Origin of the sequence: Sphingomonas sp. T1 (assembly GCF_902506585.1) — a bacterium.
Classification (GTDB): domain Bacteria; phylum Pseudomonadota; class Alphaproteobacteria; order Sphingomonadales; family Sphingomonadaceae; genus Sphingomonas; species Sphingomonas aerolata.
Map to the genome: position 1 here is coordinate 2,369,380 of NZ_LR733875.1, position 15,564 is coordinate 2,384,943.

Annotated in this window: 15 protein-coding genes; 6 read left to right on the forward strand and 9 right to left on the reverse strand. The window is 67.6% G+C overall.

Translation table 11 applies throughout. The annotated features are described in order from the left end of the window. Nucleotides 1-7 precede the first annotated feature (7 nt). From GV027_RS10675 to GV027_RS10685, 3 genes are all read left to right on the forward strand, one after another. On the forward strand, nt 8-907 hold the full coding sequence (locus tag GV027_RS10675) for a 2-dehydro-3-deoxygalactonokinase (RefSeq protein ID WP_159511860.1): 900 nt from the start codon (nt 8-10) through the stop codon (nt 905-907). Beyond that, nucleotides 904-1,539 carry a 2-dehydro-3-deoxy-6-phosphogalactonate aldolase gene (locus tag GV027_RS10680; RefSeq protein ID WP_159511861.1) on the forward strand — a complete coding sequence of 212 codons (636 nt, stop codon included), beginning with the start codon at nt 904-906 and terminating at the stop codon, nt 1,537-1,539. Before GV027_RS10675 ends, GV027_RS10680 begins: the two co-directional genes overlap by 4 nt. Nucleotides 1,540-1,799: 260 nt before the next feature. After that, complete coding sequence (locus GV027_RS10685; protein ID WP_159511862.1) at nt 1,800-2,282, forward strand: nuclear transport factor 2 family protein; 483 nt, start codon at nt 1,800-1,802, stop codon at nt 2,280-2,282. 230 nt (nt 2,283-2,512) lie between these two features. Here the strand turns inward: GV027_RS10685 and lldD are convergent, their stop codons facing one another. Genes lldD through fucP form a run of 5 tightly spaced genes read right to left on the reverse strand, consistent with a single transcriptional unit; the run spans nt 2,513 to nt 7,904 of the window. Further along, nucleotides 2,513-3,646 (reverse strand): FMN-dependent L-lactate dehydrogenase LldD, encoded by a 1,134-nt coding sequence (lldD, locus tag GV027_RS10690; protein ID WP_159511863.1) that lies wholly within the window; start codon nt 3,644-3,646, stop codon nt 2,513-2,515. 7 nt (nt 3,647-3,653) lie between these two features. Next, a complete protein-coding gene (locus GV027_RS10695) occupies nt 3,654-4,943 on the reverse strand; it encodes an L-fuconate dehydratase (protein WP_159511864.1) in 1,290 nt (429 codons plus the stop codon). After that, complete coding sequence (locus tag GV027_RS10700) at nt 4,940-5,788, reverse strand: fumarylacetoacetate hydrolase family protein (RefSeq protein ID WP_159511865.1); 849 nt, start codon at nt 5,786-5,788, stop codon at nt 4,940-4,942. Before GV027_RS10700 ends, GV027_RS10695 begins: the two co-directional genes overlap by 4 nt. 44 nt (nt 5,789-5,832) lie before the next feature. Next, nucleotides 5,833-6,573, reverse strand: a complete 741-nt coding sequence (locus GV027_RS10705; RefSeq protein WP_159511866.1) for an SDR family oxidoreductase — start codon at nt 6,571-6,573, stop codon at nt 5,833-5,835. Next, complete coding sequence (fucP, locus tag GV027_RS10710; protein WP_236559167.1) at nt 6,570-7,904, reverse strand: L-fucose:H+ symporter permease; 1,335 nt, start codon at nt 7,902-7,904, stop codon at nt 6,570-6,572. Before fucP ends, GV027_RS10705 begins: the two co-directional genes overlap by 4 nt. Nucleotides 7,905-8,022: 118 nt before the next feature. Here fucP and GV027_RS10715 point away from each other — a divergent pair, with 118 nt between their 5' ends. Beyond that, entirely contained in the window at nt 8,023-8,877 is an 855-nt protein-coding gene (locus tag GV027_RS10715; protein ID WP_159511867.1) for an amidohydrolase family protein, read from the forward strand. After that, nucleotides 8,874-9,650 (forward strand): SDR family oxidoreductase, encoded by a 777-nt coding sequence (locus GV027_RS10720; RefSeq protein ID WP_159511868.1) that lies wholly within the window; start codon nt 8,874-8,876, stop codon nt 9,648-9,650. Before GV027_RS10715 ends, GV027_RS10720 begins: the two co-directional genes overlap by 4 nt. Before the next feature lie 4 nt (nt 9,651-9,654). Here the strand turns inward: GV027_RS10720 and GV027_RS10725 are convergent, their stop codons facing one another. Both GV027_RS10725 and GV027_RS10730 read right to left on the reverse strand, forming a co-directional pair. Then, entirely contained in the window at nt 9,655-9,993 is a 339-nt protein-coding gene (locus tag GV027_RS10725; protein WP_031396389.1) for an L-rhamnose mutarotase, read from the reverse strand. A gap of 49 nt (nt 9,994-10,042) precedes the next feature. Then, entirely contained in the window at nt 10,043-10,855 is an 813-nt protein-coding gene (locus tag GV027_RS10730; protein ID WP_159511869.1) for an IclR family transcriptional regulator, read from the reverse strand. 144 nt (nt 10,856-10,999) lie between these two features. Between GV027_RS10730 and GV027_RS10735 the strand changes: the two genes are divergently transcribed. After that, nucleotides 11,000-11,320: a hypothetical protein gene (locus GV027_RS10735; RefSeq protein ID WP_031441677.1), complete on the forward strand. Its 321-nt coding sequence runs from the start codon at nt 11,000-11,002 to the stop codon at nt 11,318-11,320. 13 nt (nt 11,321-11,333) lie between these two features. Here GV027_RS10735 and GV027_RS10740 read toward each other — a convergent pair whose 3' ends face one another. Then, nucleotides 11,334-12,602, reverse strand: coding sequence for a histidine-type phosphatase (locus tag GV027_RS10740; protein ID WP_159511870.1), 1,269 nt, complete (start codon nt 12,600-12,602; stop codon nt 11,334-11,336). Then, nucleotides 12,602-15,502, reverse strand: coding sequence for a TonB-dependent receptor (locus GV027_RS10745; protein ID WP_236559168.1), 2,901 nt, complete (start codon nt 15,500-15,502; stop codon nt 12,602-12,604). The genes GV027_RS10740 and GV027_RS10745 overlap by 1 nt, the downstream gene beginning before the upstream one ends. Between the last annotated feature and the right edge of the window lie 62 nt (nt 15,503-15,564).

Here is a 15,564-nt window from a genome sequence, read left to right on the forward strand (position 1 = left end):
GCGGTCGATGAGCTATACCGTCGCTGGCGACTGGGGCACGAGCAACCTGCGGCTCTACCGGATCGAGGACGGTGCGGTTGTCGATCGCGTCGCGGGGCCCGGTATCGGGGACCTTGGCGGCCAGACTCCCGAGCAAGTGCTGCGTGGCGCGCTCGCAGGCTGGCGCGAAACATCGGAGCCGCGCGCGATCCATCTCTGCGGCATGGTGGGGTCGCGCAACGGCTGGATCGAGATTCCCTATGTCGACTGTCCTGCCGATCCGGCGACCTGGGCGGCGGGATCGGCGCGCGCGATGGTCGACCGGATTCCCGTCACGATCGGCGCGGGGCTTGCCTGCACGCGCGGCTCTGGCGCACCCGATGTGATGCGCGGCGAGGAGACGCAGATCTTCGGTGCGGTGGCGCTTATGCCCGAGCTTGCATCCGGACGTCATCTGATCGCGCTCCCCGGTACGCACAGCAAATGGGCGACCGTCGAGGACGGCCGGGTGACCGGGTTCCAGACCTTCGTGACGGGCGAACTGTTCGCGCTGCTGCGGCGGCATTCGACGTTGACGCGTGCGGCGGCGGATGATGGTGAGCCCGAGGACGAAGCCATCGGGTTCGACGCTGGCCTCGACCGCATCGCCGAGGGCGGGCATCTGCTCGGCGCGCTGTTCGAGACGCGGGCAGCGCAACTGCGCACGGGCGCCAGCGGCCGCTGGGCGCTGGGGTTCCTGTCCGGGCTGGTCATCGGTGCCGAGATCGCCGAGATCCTGCCCGCGGCCACCGGCACGATCACGCTGATCGGTGATCCGGCGCTCGCCGACCGCTATGGCCGCGCGCTCGCGGCACGCGGCCTTGGCGCTACCGTTCATACCGGCGAAGCCTGTGCGCTTGCCGGCCTTGCCTTGCTGGAGACACCATGACCGTCGATGATCTGCTCGCATCGGGCACCGCGCCCATCGTCGCCATCCTGCGCGGCGTCGCACCCGACGAGGTACTGGCGATCGGCGAGGCGCTGGTCGACGCCGGCATCCGCCTGATCGAGGTGCCGTTCAACTCGCCAGACCCGGCGACCAGCATCCGCATGCTGCAGCAGGCGTTCGGCGATCGGGCCGCGATCGGCGGGGGGACGGTGCTCGACATCGCTTCGGTCGAGGCGCTGGCCGCGACCGGCGGTACGATCATGGTGACGCCCAACACGAACCCCGCCGTCATCGCCCGCGGCGTCGAACTCGGGCTCGAGCCCATGCCTGGGTTCGTCACGCCGAGCGAGGCGTTCCAGGCGATCGCTGCGGGAGCGCGACGCCTGAAGCTGTTTCCCGCGGTCGCGTTCGGGCCCGCTTATCTCAAGGCGGTGCGCGAGATCCTGCCGAAGACCGTCCGTGTCTGGGCAGTCGGCGGCACGGGGGCGGACAATCTCGCCGATTGGCTGGCGGCGGGTGCCGAGGGGATCGGCGTCGGTGGCGCGCTCTACAAGCCCGGCGACAGCGCCGCCACCGTCGGCACGCGCGCCCGCGCGCTCGTCGCAGCCTGGCAGGCGGCCCGCTCGGCGTAACGCGGGGCAGGGCACCTTGCGCCAGGACGGATTTAGCTTTCTGGCCAAGGCAGGCCGACAGTTCGACTCAATATCATTGCGCATCAACGACAAGTAACGGCGCCCATTATTGCTTCTCTCGCGATCTCTTGCACATTCGCCGGTCCATTCGGTCCGTCTAAGGCTGGAGATTAGACAAAGCAGCGACGTCTTCAGGCAAATCGACGCGTAACCCAACATGGATCGTTGCGCTGGTGTTATGATGAATTAGCATCGCTGGCATGATTGCATATCGCCATACGGTCGCCATCCTGCTCGCAGTTTGCGGTCCGGTCTCGGCGGCGGTCCACGATGAGACCGAGCAGGCGCCCTGTCCGGGACCGATCCTTGCATCGAACGCCGAGGTTGAGCGATACACTCGGACAAGCGAAGACGACTGGGCCAAGTCCGTCGCGACCAGCGATACATCCGTCGTCGAGCGGATTCTCGCGGATGATCTTTTATGGGTGTTCGATGGGCAGGTCCTAGACAAGACCGCCGCGGTTGCCGCGGCGGCGGACGGCCCCGGCCCGTTTCTGAGCAACGTCCCGAACGACGTCCAGGTCAGGTTCTTCGGCACGACGGCCGTTGCGCAGGGAAGCGAGACATGGACCAAGCGTGACGGCCGACGCGGGAAATTCATCTGGACCGACACCTGGGTAGGCCGGCGCGGTTGCTGGCAGATCGTTGCCGCGCAGGATACCGTTGTTCCGCTCGCGCCATGACCGCGCGAACCGTCGGACGTCGGATTGACAGGGGATGAGCCCGGGCAGGCCCATTGCCGCCAAACCTCGTCGGCACGCGCATGACAGCGTTAGGCGAAAGCGCACGTTCGCCGGCTTTGGCCGCACAGGACGTAACGAGCCAGAGTACCGAAGGAGGAGAGATACGCAAACGCGCCGACGCTCCCCGACGCGGACGAGCCCTGGCTAGGGTCAGGCGATCTCCGGCAACCCTAGGCCAGGATGGTCCGATCGATATCGGCGATCCGGCGGACGCCCGTCAGCGCCATCGCGACGCGCATCTCGCGTTCGATCAGCGTCAACAGCAGGTCGACCCCGGCCTCGCCCCGCGCGGCCAGTGCATAGACCCAGGCGCGGCCGAGCAGCACGCCCTCCGCGCCGAGTGCAAGCATCCGCACGACGTCTAGCCCCGACCGTACGCCGGAGTCCGCCAGCACCGTGACCTGGCCGCGGACCGCGTCCGCGATCGCCGGCAGTGCGCGTGCGGTCGACAGCACGCCGTCGAGCTGGCGGCCGCCATGGTTGGAGACGATGATGCCGTCCGCGCCGATCTTCACCGCCTCGCGCGCATCCTCGACGTCGAGGATCCCCTTGATGATCAGCGGCCCATCCCAGGCCGAGCGGATCCATTCTAGATCGGCCCAGCCGATCGACGGATCGAAGTTCGCACCGAGCCAGCCCATATAGTCGTTGAGCCCGCTGTTGCTGCCGAGCACGGGTTCGAGATTGCCGAGCTTGTGCGGCCGTCCGCGCAGACCGACGTCCCACGCCCAGCCGGGCCGGCCCATCGCCTGCAGAACGCGCTTCAGGGGTGCGCCCGCGCCCGACATGCCGGAATGCGCGTCGCGGTACCGTGCGCCCGGGACCGGCATGTCGACGGTGAAGACGAGCGCTTCCGCGCCGATCCGTTTCGCCGTGGCGATCAGGTCGCGCATGAACGCCCGGTCGCGGATCACGTAGAGCTGGAACCACAACGCACCCGTGCCGCTCGCCTGCTTTACCTCCGACAAGGGGCAGATCGAAACCGTCGACAGGCAGAAGGGCACGCCCGCGGTGGTCGCCGCGCGGGCGGCCTGGGTTTCACCGCGCCGATGATACATGCCACTGATCCCGACAGGACCCAGCGCGACGGGCAGCGCCATCGTCCGCCCGAACAGCGACGTCGTCAGATCGATGTCGGCGACATCGCGCAGCACGCGCTGGCGCAGCGCAATGTCGGCGAGGTCGTCGACATTGCGCCGCAGCGTCTGCTCCGCATAGGCGCCGCCATCCGCATAATCGAACAGGAAGCGCGGCAGCCGCCGTCGGGCGGCTTCGCGGAAGTCATGCGTCGAGGCGATGATCATGACGCGATCAGTATCGCACTTCAGCCGACACAGCATAACGTTCGAGCGACTCGGGCTTCATCTCGATCGAATAGCCCGGCCGCGTCGGCGGCATATAGGCGGCATCGCGGATGACGCAGGGATCGACGAAATGCTCGTGCAGATGATCGACATATTCGATCACGCGACCCTCGCGCGTGCCCGAAAAGCACAGATAGTCGATCATCGACAGGTGCTGGACATATTCGCACAGCCCCACGCCACCGGCATGCGGACAGACCGGCAGGTCGTGCTTGGCCGCCATCAGCAGGACCGCGAGCACTTCGTTGACGCCGCCGAGACGGCACGCGTCGATCTGCACGACGTCGATCGCGCCCGCGTCCATGAACTGTTTGAACAGGATGCGGTTCTGGCACATCTCACCGGTCGCGACCTTGACCGATCCGATCCCGCGGCGGATCTTGGCATGGCCCAGCACGTCGTCGGGGCTGGTCGGCTCCTCGATGAACCACGGATTTGCGAAGGCGAGCGCGTTGACCCATTCGATCGCCTGGTCGACCTCCCAGATCTGGTTGGCGTCGATCATCAGCTTCGCGTGCGGACCGATCGCCTCGCGCGCGATCCGCAGCCGGCGGATATCGTCGTCCAGATCGCGCCCGACCTTCAGCTTGATATGATCGAACCCGGCATCGACCGCCTCGCGTGCCAGCCGGTAGAGCTTCTCGTCCGAATAGCCGAGCCAGCCCGCCGACGTCGTGTAGCAGGGAAAGCCCTCGGCCTTGAGCGTCGCGACGCGCTCCGCCTTGCCCTCGGCGCGCTTGGTCAGCAGTGCGAGCGCCTCGTCGGGCGTGATGCAGTCGGTGATGTAGCGGAAGTCGATCGTGCGGACAAGTTCCTCGGGCGTCATGTCCGCGACCAGCTGCCAGACCGGCTTGCCGACGCTCTTCGCCCACAGATCCCACACCGCGTTGACGACGGCGCCGGTCGCCAGGTGGATCGCGCCCTTGTCCGGGCCGATCCAGCGCAGCTGGCTGTCATTGGTGACGTGGCGCCAGAACCGCCCGGCATCCGCCGCGATCCAGTCGAGCTCGAGCCCGATCACCCGCTCGCGCAGCGCGCCGATCGCGGCGACGCAGATCTCGTTGCCGCGCCCTATCGTGAACGTCAGTCCGTGTCCTTCGAGCCCGGCCGTGTCCGTTTCCAGCACGACATAGGCGGCCGAGTAATCGGGGTCGGGGTTCATCGCGTCCGAGCCGTCGAGCGAAAGGCTGGTCGGGAAGCGGACGTCGCGAATGCGCAGCCCGGTGATCGTCGTCATGCGCGCGATTCCACGACGCGCTGGGTCTGCTCGCCAAGGCCGTCGATGCCGAGCCGCATGACATTGCCCACCGCCAGATATTTCGGCGGCTTTTGGCCGAGGCCGACGCCGGGGGGCGTGCCGGTCGAGATCACGTCGCCCGACCGGAGGCTCATGAAGCGGCTGAGATAAGACACGATCTCGGCCACGCCGAACACCATCGTCGCGGTCGTGCCGTCCTGATACTTGTGACCATCGACCTCGAGCCACAGACGCAGCGCCTGCGGATCGGGCACCTCGTCGGCCGTGACCAGCCAGGGGCCGATCGGGCCGAACGTGTCGCAGCCCTTGCCCTTGTCCCAGGTGCCGCCGCGCTCGAGCTGGTACTCACGCTCGCTGACGTCGTTGATGACGCAATAGCCGGCGACGTGCGCCATTGCATCGGCTTCGTCGATATAGCGCCCGGGCTTGCCGATCACGACGCCGAGCTCGACTTCCCAGTCGAGCTTGGTCGAGCCGCGGGGCATTTCGACCGCGTCGTCGGGGCCGCAGATCGCGCTGGTCCATTTGTTGAAGATGACCGGCTCCTTGGGCACATCCATCCCGCTTTCGGCGGCGTGATCGCTGTAATTGAGGCCGATGCAGATGAACTTGCCGACCGCGCCGACGCACGCGCCGTAGCGCGGCGTGCCGTCGACCAGCGGCAACGTCGCCGGGTCGATCGCCGCCAGCGTCGCGATCCCCTCGGGCGTCAGCGCATCGCCGGCAATGTCGCCCACGACCCCCGACAGATCGCGGATCGCACCATCGGCATCGAGCATGCCGGGCTTTTCATGGCCAATCGGGCCGTAGCGTAACAGTTTCATGGAGCGAACGTCCTCTGGTTCTAGGTCGTGGGGAAGGGGGGTGGTTAGTTGACCCAGCCGCCGTCGATGACATGGGTCGTGCCGGTGGTGAATGCACTCTCGTCGGACGCAAGGTACAGCGCGAGGGCTGCGATCTCCTCGGGGCGGCCAAGGCGGCCGACGGGCTGGCGCGCGACGAAGGCGGCGGTCGCCTCTTCGAGCGGAATGCCGGCCGCGCTCGCCTGCTCGGCGACACGCTGGCGCAGCGACGGGGAGTCGATCGTGCCCGGGCAGATCGCGTTGCAGCGGACGCCGCGCAGGACATAATCCGCCGCGATCGCCTTGGTCAGGCCGATCACCGCGGCCTTGGTCGTGCCATAGGCGAAGCGGTTGGGAATGCCCTTCACGCTCGATGCGATCGAGGCGAGGTTGACGATCGATCCGCTGCCCTGCGCGAGCATGCCCGGCAGGAAGGCACGGCACAGCCGGTACATCGACGTGACGTTCAGGGACATCGAAAACGCAAAGGCGTCCTCGTCGCAGGCCAGGATATCGCCCGCATGGACATAGCCTGCGCCGTTGACGAGGATGTCGATGTCGCCGATCTGCGCCGGCAGCGCCGCGACCGCTTCCGCGTCGGTGACGTCGAGCATGATGGGCGTGACGCCCGGGACGGTCGCGAGCAGTTCGCCGTTCACATCCGCGGCGTAGACCGTCGCGCCCTGTGCGACGAACGCCTCCGCGATCGATCGGCCGATGCCCTGTGCCGCAGCGGTCACCAGCGCGCGTTTACCGTTCAGTCTCAATGGATCGTCCTCATGGTAGGGGAAAGGGGGGCGTCGGTCGCACCGCGCGCGAACAGCGCGACGACCGCGAAACAGATCAGCGGCAACGCCATCGCGACGTGCAGGCCACCCGCTGCGCCCGCGATCAGGCCCATCACCGGGGGCACCAGCGCGCCACCGATGATCGCCATGATGATCAGCGAGGAGCCGATCGTCGCGCGCGGTCCGAGATCGCGGACGCCGAGCGCGAAGATGGTCGGGAACATGATCGACATGAAGAAGCTGGTCAGGCCGAGCGCACCGACCGCGATCCAGCCGCCCGACAGCATCGCGACCGCGCAGAGCGCGATGTTGGCGACCGCGCACCCGAACAGCAACCGGGTCGCCGGCAGCCTGTGCATCAGCGCAGCGCCGATGAACCGCCCCGCCATGAACAGCACGAGGCTGAGCGACAGGAGATAGGCGGCCGAACGCTCGGGCGTGGCGGGCAGGCTGTCCTTCACGAAATCGACGAAGAAGCTCCAGATGCCGACCTGTGCGCCGACATAGAAAAACTGTGCGACGACCGCGCGCCACAGCCCCGGCGCGCGCAGGACCGTGAACAGCCCGTCATGCGCGCTGTCGTCGGTCTTGGTGTCGAGCGCGGGAAGGCGGACCAGTGCGATGGCGACGCCGACCAGCACGACGATGATCGCCAGCAGAAGATACGGCACCTGCACCATGCGCGCTTCGGCGACGCGATACGCAACCAGCTGCGCCTGCGGCATCGTCGTCAGCGTCGCCGCGTCATGCTCGACGCCTGAGAAGATGAACAGACCGCCGATCGTCGGGGCAAGCACCGCGCCGAAGCCGTTGAACGCCTGGGCGAGGTTAAGACGCTGCGAGGCGCGCGCCGGGTCGCCGAACGCGACGATATAGGGGTTGGCGGCGGTTTCCAGAAAGGCAGCACCCGACGCCAGCACGAACAGCGCGCCGAGAAAGGCCGCATATTCGCGGACTTCTGCGGCGGGCCAGAACAGCAAAGCGCCGATCGCGTACAGCGCCAGTCCCGTCAATATGCCTGCGCGGTATCCGAAGCGGCGCATGACCAGACCCGCGGGCAGCGCCATCACGAAATAGCCGACATAGAAGACGAACTGGATCAGGCCGGCCTGCGCGCGGTTGAGGTCGAGCGCCTTCTGGAACTGGCGAATCAGGATGTCGTTGAAGTTGTTGGCAAGCGCCCAAAGGAAGAACAGGCTGGTGACGAGGATGAAGCCCGTCCGAAATCCCGGCCGGATGAAACGCCCGGTGCTCGTCGCGGTGTCAGCTATGTCGGCCATGTGGCTCGAGCCCTTCGCAGCGTGTGCCATGACATCCTCTCTTCGTCGCCTCTGGTGCGATTGCCGCCATCATAGGCCTTGAGAGAGGTTTGCATATATAAAAAATCATGTCACAGGTGAGCAACAAGTGAAGGGATGCAAAAGCCCGATGGTGAAGAGGATCGATGCGCACCAGCATTTCTGGTGTTATCGCGCGGCGGAGTATGGCTGGATCCAGCCCGGCAGCGTGCTCGCGCGCGACCGGCTCCCGGTCGACGTCCGGCCCGCACTGGAGGCCGCCGCGTTCGACGGCTGCATCGCGGTGCAGGCCTGCCACGGCGCGGCGGAGACCGACTGGCTGCTCGCGCTTGCCGAGGCAAACTCGTGGATCATGGGTGTCGTCGGCTGGGTCGACCTGACCGCGCCCGACGTCGCAGTCCAGCTCGACCGTCACGCATCGCGGTCGCTTGTGGGTATACGGCACATCGCGCAGGATGAACCTGATCCGCGCTATCTGCTACGCGAGGATGTCCTGCGCGGCGTGCGGACGATCCTGGCGCGCGGCCTCGCCTATGACATACTCGTCCGCGGGCCGGCACAGCTCGCATGCGTTTCCGACCTGCTCGAAGCGGCCGGGCCGGGGTCGCTGGTGCTCGATCATGGCGGCAAGCCCGACATCGCGGGTGGCGAATGGGGCCCCTGGGCCCGGACGATCGCAGCCATCGCCGCCTTTCCAGGCGTCACCTGCAAACTGTCGGGGCTGGTGACCGAGGCCGATCACGCCGCCTGGTCGCAGACCGACATCGCGCGGTATCTCGACCATCTGCTCGCCTGCTTCGGACCGGACCGGCTGATCTTCGGATCCGACTGGCCGGTGTGTTTGCTTGCCGCCGAGCATGCGGCGGTGGTCGACCTGGTCGAAACCTTCGTCGCGCGCGCGTGCCCGGGGCATCGCGATGCGATCTTTGGCGGCACGGCGGCGTGCGTCTACCGCTTATCAACTATCGAGGATGGACTATCATGAAGCTCGGACTCGACGGTAAACTGGTGATCGTCACCGGCGGTGGCGCCGGGATCGGCGGCGCGATCTCGACCCTGCTCGCGGAGGAGGGCGCGATCCCCGCGATCCTCGGGCGCAGCGCGCTCGACCCCGCGTTCGAGGCGAACATCCGTGCGCTTCAGCCCGCGACGATGTTCATCCGTACCGAGATGACCGACGACGCCGAATGCGCCGCGGCAGTCGCGCAGATCGTCGCGGCGGGGCACGGCATCCACGGCCTGGTCAACAATGCGGGCGCCAATGACGGGATCGGGCTTGAGGCGGGAACGGCGGCCTTCCTCGCGTCGCTGGTCGCCAATGTCGGCCATTATTACGGCATGGCGCACCATTGCCTGCCGCACCTGAAGGCCAGCCGCGGCGCGATCGTCAACATCTCGTCGAAGACCGCGCTGACCGGGCAGGGTCAGACCAGCGGCTATGTCGCCGCCAAGGCCGCCCAGCTCGGCCTGACGCGCGAATGGGCGGCGGCGCTGGTTGGCGACGGCGTCCGCGTCAACGCGGTGCTCCCTGCCGAGGTGATGACGCCGCTCTACCGCGCGTGGATCGACACGTTCGACGATCCGCAGGCCAAGCTCGACGAGATCGCGGGCAACATCCCGCTTGGCCGGCGGCTGACGACCGACCGCGAGATTGCCGATACCGTGGTGTTCCTGCTGTCGGCGCGGTCGTCGCACACGACCGGGCAGTGGATCATCCCCGATGGCGGCTACACGCATCTCGACCGCACGCTGACCTGACCGGTCAGCCCTGCTCGTCGAGCGCGAAGATGCGTTCGGCGGGCAGCCATTTCTCGCCCGGCTGCGCGCTCGGCAACGGACGCTGGAGGCGCGACATCGCGGCTTCCCACGCGACTACGGCGGGATCGGACGCGTCGGCTGCGGCCTTTGCCTCGGGGTCGAAATCGGGGCCGGTCCGCATCATCATCACCAGCCGGTCATCGCGCTGATAGATGTCCATCGCCTCGATCCCCGCCGCTCGGATCGAGGCGAGCACGGCCGGCGGCACCGCGCGGTGGCGATCGCGATACGCCGCGATCAGCGCGGCATCGTCGTGAAGGTCGAGCAGAAGGCAATGCCACATGATATGGTGTTCCATCGTAAGTAGGAAGTAGGCGACGCGCTTGCAGCGTTCAGCCGTCGGATCCAGCGTCCGACACGCCATGGTCGACGACCCGCTGATACAGCCCGTCGCGCACTTCGGGGGACAGTTGCTCGGCGATCGTCGCGGCGGCGTGGCGCAGCACCGCCTGCGATGCGTCCAGCGTCACGCGTGCGCCCGGGCCATCGACGAACGGCACGGTCAACGCTGCCCGCGCGGACCCCATCACCAGAATCGGCACCGACATGTCGGTGATCGCATTCAGGACCGGACTTGGGGTGGTGTGCAGACCCTTCGCTGCGATCGCGTCCAGCTCCGCCGCCAGCGCGGCCGTGTCGAAATCCGCACCGGCCAGACGCACGTCGTCGAGCATGGCCTGGCGCACGTCCGCCGACTGGAACGCGAGCAGGACGCGTCCCGACGCCGAGCGATGCAGCGGTCGGCGATAGCCAACCCGGATGGCAAAGCCCGACAGGCTGGGGGCCTCGACGCCGACGATCACGACCATCTCGGCACCCGACGCCACCGCCATGTGACAGCTTTGCCCGGTCCGCCGCGCGACTTCGCTCATCACCGGGAGCGCGATGCCGACAAGGTTGCGGACCGGCGGCTGGCTCATGCCGAGCGCGAACAGCCGGTTGGTCAGGCGGTAACCGTCATCGCCCCGCGCGATATAGCGGTGTTCCTCGAGCACCTGCAGCATGCGGAAGATCTCGCTGACCGACCGGCCGAGCGAGGTCGAGATATCCGACATGTTGAGCGGCGCGGTGGCGGCGGCCAGCAGCTCAAGGATCTCGAGCCCCTTTTTGAGCGCGGGCGCCTGATAGCGCGATTTCGTCGTCATGGCTCCCCCGGTGCGCTTTTTGCGGCTTCTACGATCACCCACGCCAAGAACATAGCGGCTCCGTCGCAGGCTGTTAATTCAGGCCCCGCTATGGCGTGCGATCGGACGCATGGCATGCCGTGACAGACCTGCTAAGGCGGCGGCATGTCGAAAAATCTCAGCACTTCCGGTACCATCGACGTCGATGGCACCACCTATGACTGGCGCCTCGAGAGCGAGCCGCAATGGTCGGACGACGACGGGTGGAAGGGGATGGTCCTTTCGCTGCTCGAAAAGGACTGCCAGCGAGAGGCGATGCTCGAATTTCCCGCCCCCAAGCGCCTGCTGAAGGGCTTGCCGCGCGGGCGGCTCCAGATCGACGATCCGACCATTTCGCGCGGTATCCGGGCGGCGTTGGGCGCAGGCTGGGAGCCGATGTCGCGCGGCAAGCCCGTCGTATTCGTTGTCGACGCCGAGGGCAATTAAGCGCGCCTCCGCGCTACTCCTTCGGTGGGGGCGACACCTGATCGAGGACGTAGCGCGTGAAGCGGGGGAGTGGGCAGGGGTCGCCGCAGCGGGGGACCGGGATCGCGACGGTTTCGGGCGGAGTCTGCGCTGACAGCGGGATGCGGTAGCGCATCTGGTCGAGCCCCTGCGCGACATAGCGGACCTGTACGACGCTTTTGCCGGTCGCGCCACGACGCCACAGCTCGAACACCAGCCCGCCGCCAGGGGCCGCTTCGCCCGCAGCATAATTGCGTAGCGTCCAGTCGAGACCAAGCAGCCCGGCGAGCATCGTCACCGTGCCGTCATGGCCGCTGACGACGACGATCTTCTCTGCGTCGCCGATCGGGTCGGCCAGCGCGGTCGCGCCGGCACCGCGCTGAAGCGTCGCGAGCAGCCGCATCGCGAGATAGCTGCTGGTCTGGCGGCCGACTTCCGGGGTGCGCGTGCGCAGGTCGATGCCGGCCCCATGGACGGTGAGCGCCTTGCCGATCGTCGCTGCGTCGATCCCTCTCCAGCCGGGGAAGGCGAGCCCGTCCGCATAGGCCATGACGAGGCTTTCGGCGATCCCGGCGACCTGCAGGCTGGGCGAGGTGAGGTCGGGCTTGCCCGTCGCGTCGATCCGCATCGTGATCGGCGTATCGCCCAGCCGGCGCTGGACCCGGGTGCGCTCGGTCGTGGAGCACGGGATACGGCGGCATTGCAGCATCAGCGCCTCGAACCGGTCGCGGTCGGGGGTCTGGCGCGCGTCCCACGCCGCCAGATCGCCGTCGACCCGCGCGGAGATCGCCGCGAGCATCCGCGGGGCGTCGAGCGGCGCGAGCGGGGTCTGCGGCGCCTCGAACAGCGGATCGGGCGCGGCCGCCGACTGGTGGATCGGCGCCGCGCACCCCGGGGTCAGGCCGGCGGCGAGCGCGGTCGCGGTCGCCTCGGTGCGCTGCGTGTGGTTCGCCCAGTAATAGACCGCGCAGTCGCTCGCGCCGAGCAGCCCCAGCTCCCGGTAGCGGGCCGCGTACCAGCCGCCGAGCATCGTCACGAGCGTCGCGCCATTCGCGGTCAGGTGCCCCGCCGGCACCTTGAAGCGCGGAAAGGCGCGGCGGCTGTAGCGGCCCAGCTCCACGGGGCTCGACATCGCGCTGCGCACGCCGTGGCGCATGACGATGACGACGCGTTCAAGTTTGTCCTCTCGCGACGGCGGCGTTTGAGCCGGCGCGAGGGACGAGGCGACAAGCGCAAGGCCGGCCGCCAGCGAGGCGATCCGCATCAGAACTTCGCCCTGACGCCGGCCATGAACGTCCGCCCGTAATCGGTATAGCCCGCAAACTGGTTGTCGCGGACATATTGCCACTGGATGCCGCCGGCGACGTTGATGCCCTGCACGACGAAGGTCACGTTCGGCGTCACCTTGTACGACATGTCGAAATCGAGGCTGCCGAACGCGCTGTCGTTGTTGGCGGCGAGCCCTGCGCCGCCGACGTCGCGCAGCACGTTGCCGCGCCAGCTATAGCTCACCCGCGCGCCGACGCGCTCCTTCTCGTAGAAGCCGGTCAGGTTGAAGCTGTCCTTGGCGACGTCGACCAGCGCATCGCGGAAAACGCCGCCGGTCGCCAGCGCATAGGTACCGCCGGTCTTGGTGTGCGTATAGTTGGCCTGCGCGCCGAGCCCGTCGAACGGGGCGGGGAGCATCTTGAACAGCTGCTGATACGCGATCTCGACGCCGGCGACATAGGCGTCGCCGCCATTCTTGGGCGCGGTCAGGCGATAGGTCTGGCCGTCGAGGACGAAGTCGCGCGTCTGCTGGAACACGAAGGTCGTGATGTCCTTGTAGAACACGCCGCCGACCAGCGCGCTGCCCGGCGCGAAATACCATTCGACCGTGCCGTCATATTGCCACGCCTCGAAGGGTTTCAGCTCGGGATTGCCGCCGACCGCGGTGAGGACGGTCGGGCTCGAATTGATCGTGAGGCGCGGCGCCAGGTCGGCGAGCGACGGCCGGGTGATCACCTTCGACGCAGCGAAGCGCATCTGCAGATCGGATGAGACCTCCGCGACCAGATTAAGCGAGGGCAGGAAATTGTCATAGGTCTTGTCGTAGCTGACGGGCAGCGCGACCTTGCCGTCATCGGCATAGCCCGACGAGGTCTGACGAGTCCGGGCATAGCGCACGCCGATATCGCCGCGCACCGCGATGCCGGCGAGCGGGAACGCGAAATCGGCCATCGCGTAGCCCGCGAGGATCTCCTCGCCGATCGCATAGCTGTTGCGCAGATCGCCGCGCGCAAGCGGTGCGGCGAGCAGCGCCTCCTTGCCGGTGGCGGCGGCGAGGAACTTCGCCGGATCGGGCATCGCCCAGCTGGTCGGCAGGTTGCCGTTCGCGCCCTTCAGGAAATCATCGACCGGAAACGGGACGAAATAGCTCGCGTCGAAATATTTGCCGGCGATGCCGCTGGTGAAATTGATGTCGCGGCGATCATAGGCGCGCGTTCGCTTCTGATACTTCACCCCCGCACGCAGCGCGCTGACCACGCCGGTCAGGTCGCGCGTCACGTCGAGCTTCGCGGCGCGTTCGCGGTCCTTCGAGTCGTTGACGCGGTATTCGATGCGCCGTCCGGGCAGCAGCGCCGGGTTCGACAGGTCGGCGCTGAGCAGCGTGACGTTGGGCAGCCGATCGCCCGCCTTGCCGAAATCGAACGTCGTCGCGCCCACCGTGCCGAGCAGGCGCGTGCGGTAGATCGGCTCGGGCGTGTTCGAATAGGCCTGGCCGATGCTGCCATCCGCGGCGATCGTCCAGCCGCCGGCCTGCCAGCGGGCGTTCGTGCCGACCAACCAGTTCTTGTACTGGAGCACCGACGTCTCGCGGCCGATCTGCGTGGTCGAGGCGGTCGTCGTCGCACCGGTCAGCACGCCGTTCTCGATCACCGCGCTGCCCGGCACGATCCCGCGCGGCAGGTTGGAGCCATCCGCCGCCGAATAGGTCAGCTCGTCATAAGCGACGTTCAGCCGGCTCCACAGCCCGTCGACGTTCAGCTCGAACCGGTCGTCGGGCTTCCACTGCACCGCGCCGTTGATGCCGATCCGGTCGCGGTTCTCGCGCTCGAGCGTCGGGCGGATCGCGGTTGGGATCAGGATCGTTTCGCTGTCGAGCGAGCCATTGCCGTCGTTGTCGATCTTGCCGTCCGCCCAGCCGACGCCGGTGATCCGGTCCTGCCGCGTGGTGCGCTCGTCATAGACGCCGGCGATCAGCGCGCCGAACTTGCCGTCCGGGCTCGCCCAGCTCGCCATGCCCGACAGTCGTGGATCGACCGCGTCGGCGAGGCGCGGCGAACTGGCCGTGGCGGATAGCGACAGCACCGGCTTTTTCAGGTCGAGCGGACGGAAGGTGCGCAGGTTGATCGTGCCGCCGATGCCGCCTTCGTCGAGGCTCGCGCGCGGGCTCTTGATCACCTCGACCGCGGACATGAGCTCGGACGGCAGCGTGTCGAACCGGAACTGGCGCCCGCTCTGGCCACTGTCGCGCACATTCTCGTTCACCGCAACCGAGCGATCGTTGAGCGTCACCACCTGGAAATTGGCGCCAAGCCCGCGGATGCGGACGAACACGCCTTCGCCGCGATCGCGGACGATCGACACGCCGGGGACGCGCTGAAGCGCCTCGGCGATATTTTGCGCGGGAAACTTGCCGATATCCTCGGCCTTGACGACGTCGATGACGTTGGTCGCCTTGCGCTTCTGCGCCAGCGCGCCGGTCAGGCTGCTCGCATAGCCCGTCACGACGATCTCGCGGGTCTCGTCGTCCGGCGTGGTCGCTGCGGTCTGCGGCGCTGCAGTCTCGACCGTCGCGGCAACGATCAGCGCACCATTGGGCTGCTGACGGACCATCAGCCCGGTGCCGGCGATCAGCCGCTCGACCGCGGCGTGCGGTGCCATCGTGCCGTCGATCGCGGGTGCGGTCCGACCGGCAACCGCAGCGGGCGTGAACAGGATGTCGATGCCGCTCTGGCGGGCGAGCGCTTCGAGCGACCGGCCGAGCGACTGGGCACCCAGATGCAGGCGTACCATCTTGGCCTGCGCGATCGCCGCGGCGGGTGCAAAGGCGGTCGACAGCGCGGCGCAGGCTGCGCCCATCACGAACGAACGGCGCAGGCGCCGGCGGTTGGTCGTCACGGTGTTCATCCCCCCAAGGAAGGCGGCGATACTGCCGCACCTCCTCGACGGGCGAGCCGCGA

Coding starts and splice junctions, on each gene's coding strand:
- GV027_RS10740 (WP_159511870.1), bottom strand. CDS start 12,602: ATGCGGATCGCCTCGCTGGCGGCCGGCCTTGCGCTTGTCGCCTCGTCC.
- lldD (WP_159511863.1), bottom strand. CDS start 3,646: ATGATCATCGCCTCGACGCATGACTTCCGCGAAGCCGCCCGACGGCGG.
- GV027_RS10700 (WP_159511865.1), bottom strand. CDS start 5,788: ATGAAACTGTTACGCTACGGCCCGATTGGCCATGAAAAGCCCGGCATG.
- GV027_RS10730 (WP_159511869.1), bottom strand. CDS start 10,855: ATGACGACGAAATCGCGCTATCAGGCGCCCGCGCTCAAAAAGGGGCTC.
- GV027_RS10675 (WP_159511860.1), top strand. CDS start 8: ATGAGCTATACCGTCGCTGGCGACTGGGGCACGAGCAACCTGCGGCTC.
- GV027_RS10680 (WP_159511861.1), top strand. CDS start 904: ATGACCGTCGATGATCTGCTCGCATCGGGCACCGCGCCCATCGTCGCC.
- GV027_RS10685 (WP_159511862.1), top strand. CDS start 1,800: ATGATTGCATATCGCCATACGGTCGCCATCCTGCTCGCAGTTTGCGGT.
- GV027_RS10720 (WP_159511868.1), top strand. CDS start 8,874: ATGAAGCTCGGACTCGACGGTAAACTGGTGATCGTCACCGGCGGTGGC.
- fucP (WP_236559167.1), bottom strand. CDS start 7,904: ATGGCACACGCTGCGAAGGGCTCGAGCCACATGGCCGACATAGCTGAC.
- GV027_RS10715 (WP_159511867.1), top strand. CDS start 8,023: ATGGTGAAGAGGATCGATGCGCACCAGCATTTCTGGTGTTATCGCGCG.
- GV027_RS10695 (WP_159511864.1), bottom strand. CDS start 4,943: ATGACGACGATCACCGGGCTGCGCATTCGCGACGTCCGCTTCCCGACC.
- GV027_RS10725 (WP_031396389.1), bottom strand. CDS start 9,993: ATGTGGCATTGCCTTCTGCTCGACCTTCACGACGATGCCGCGCTGATC.
- GV027_RS10735 (WP_031441677.1), top strand. CDS start 11,000: ATGTCGAAAAATCTCAGCACTTCCGGTACCATCGACGTCGATGGCACC.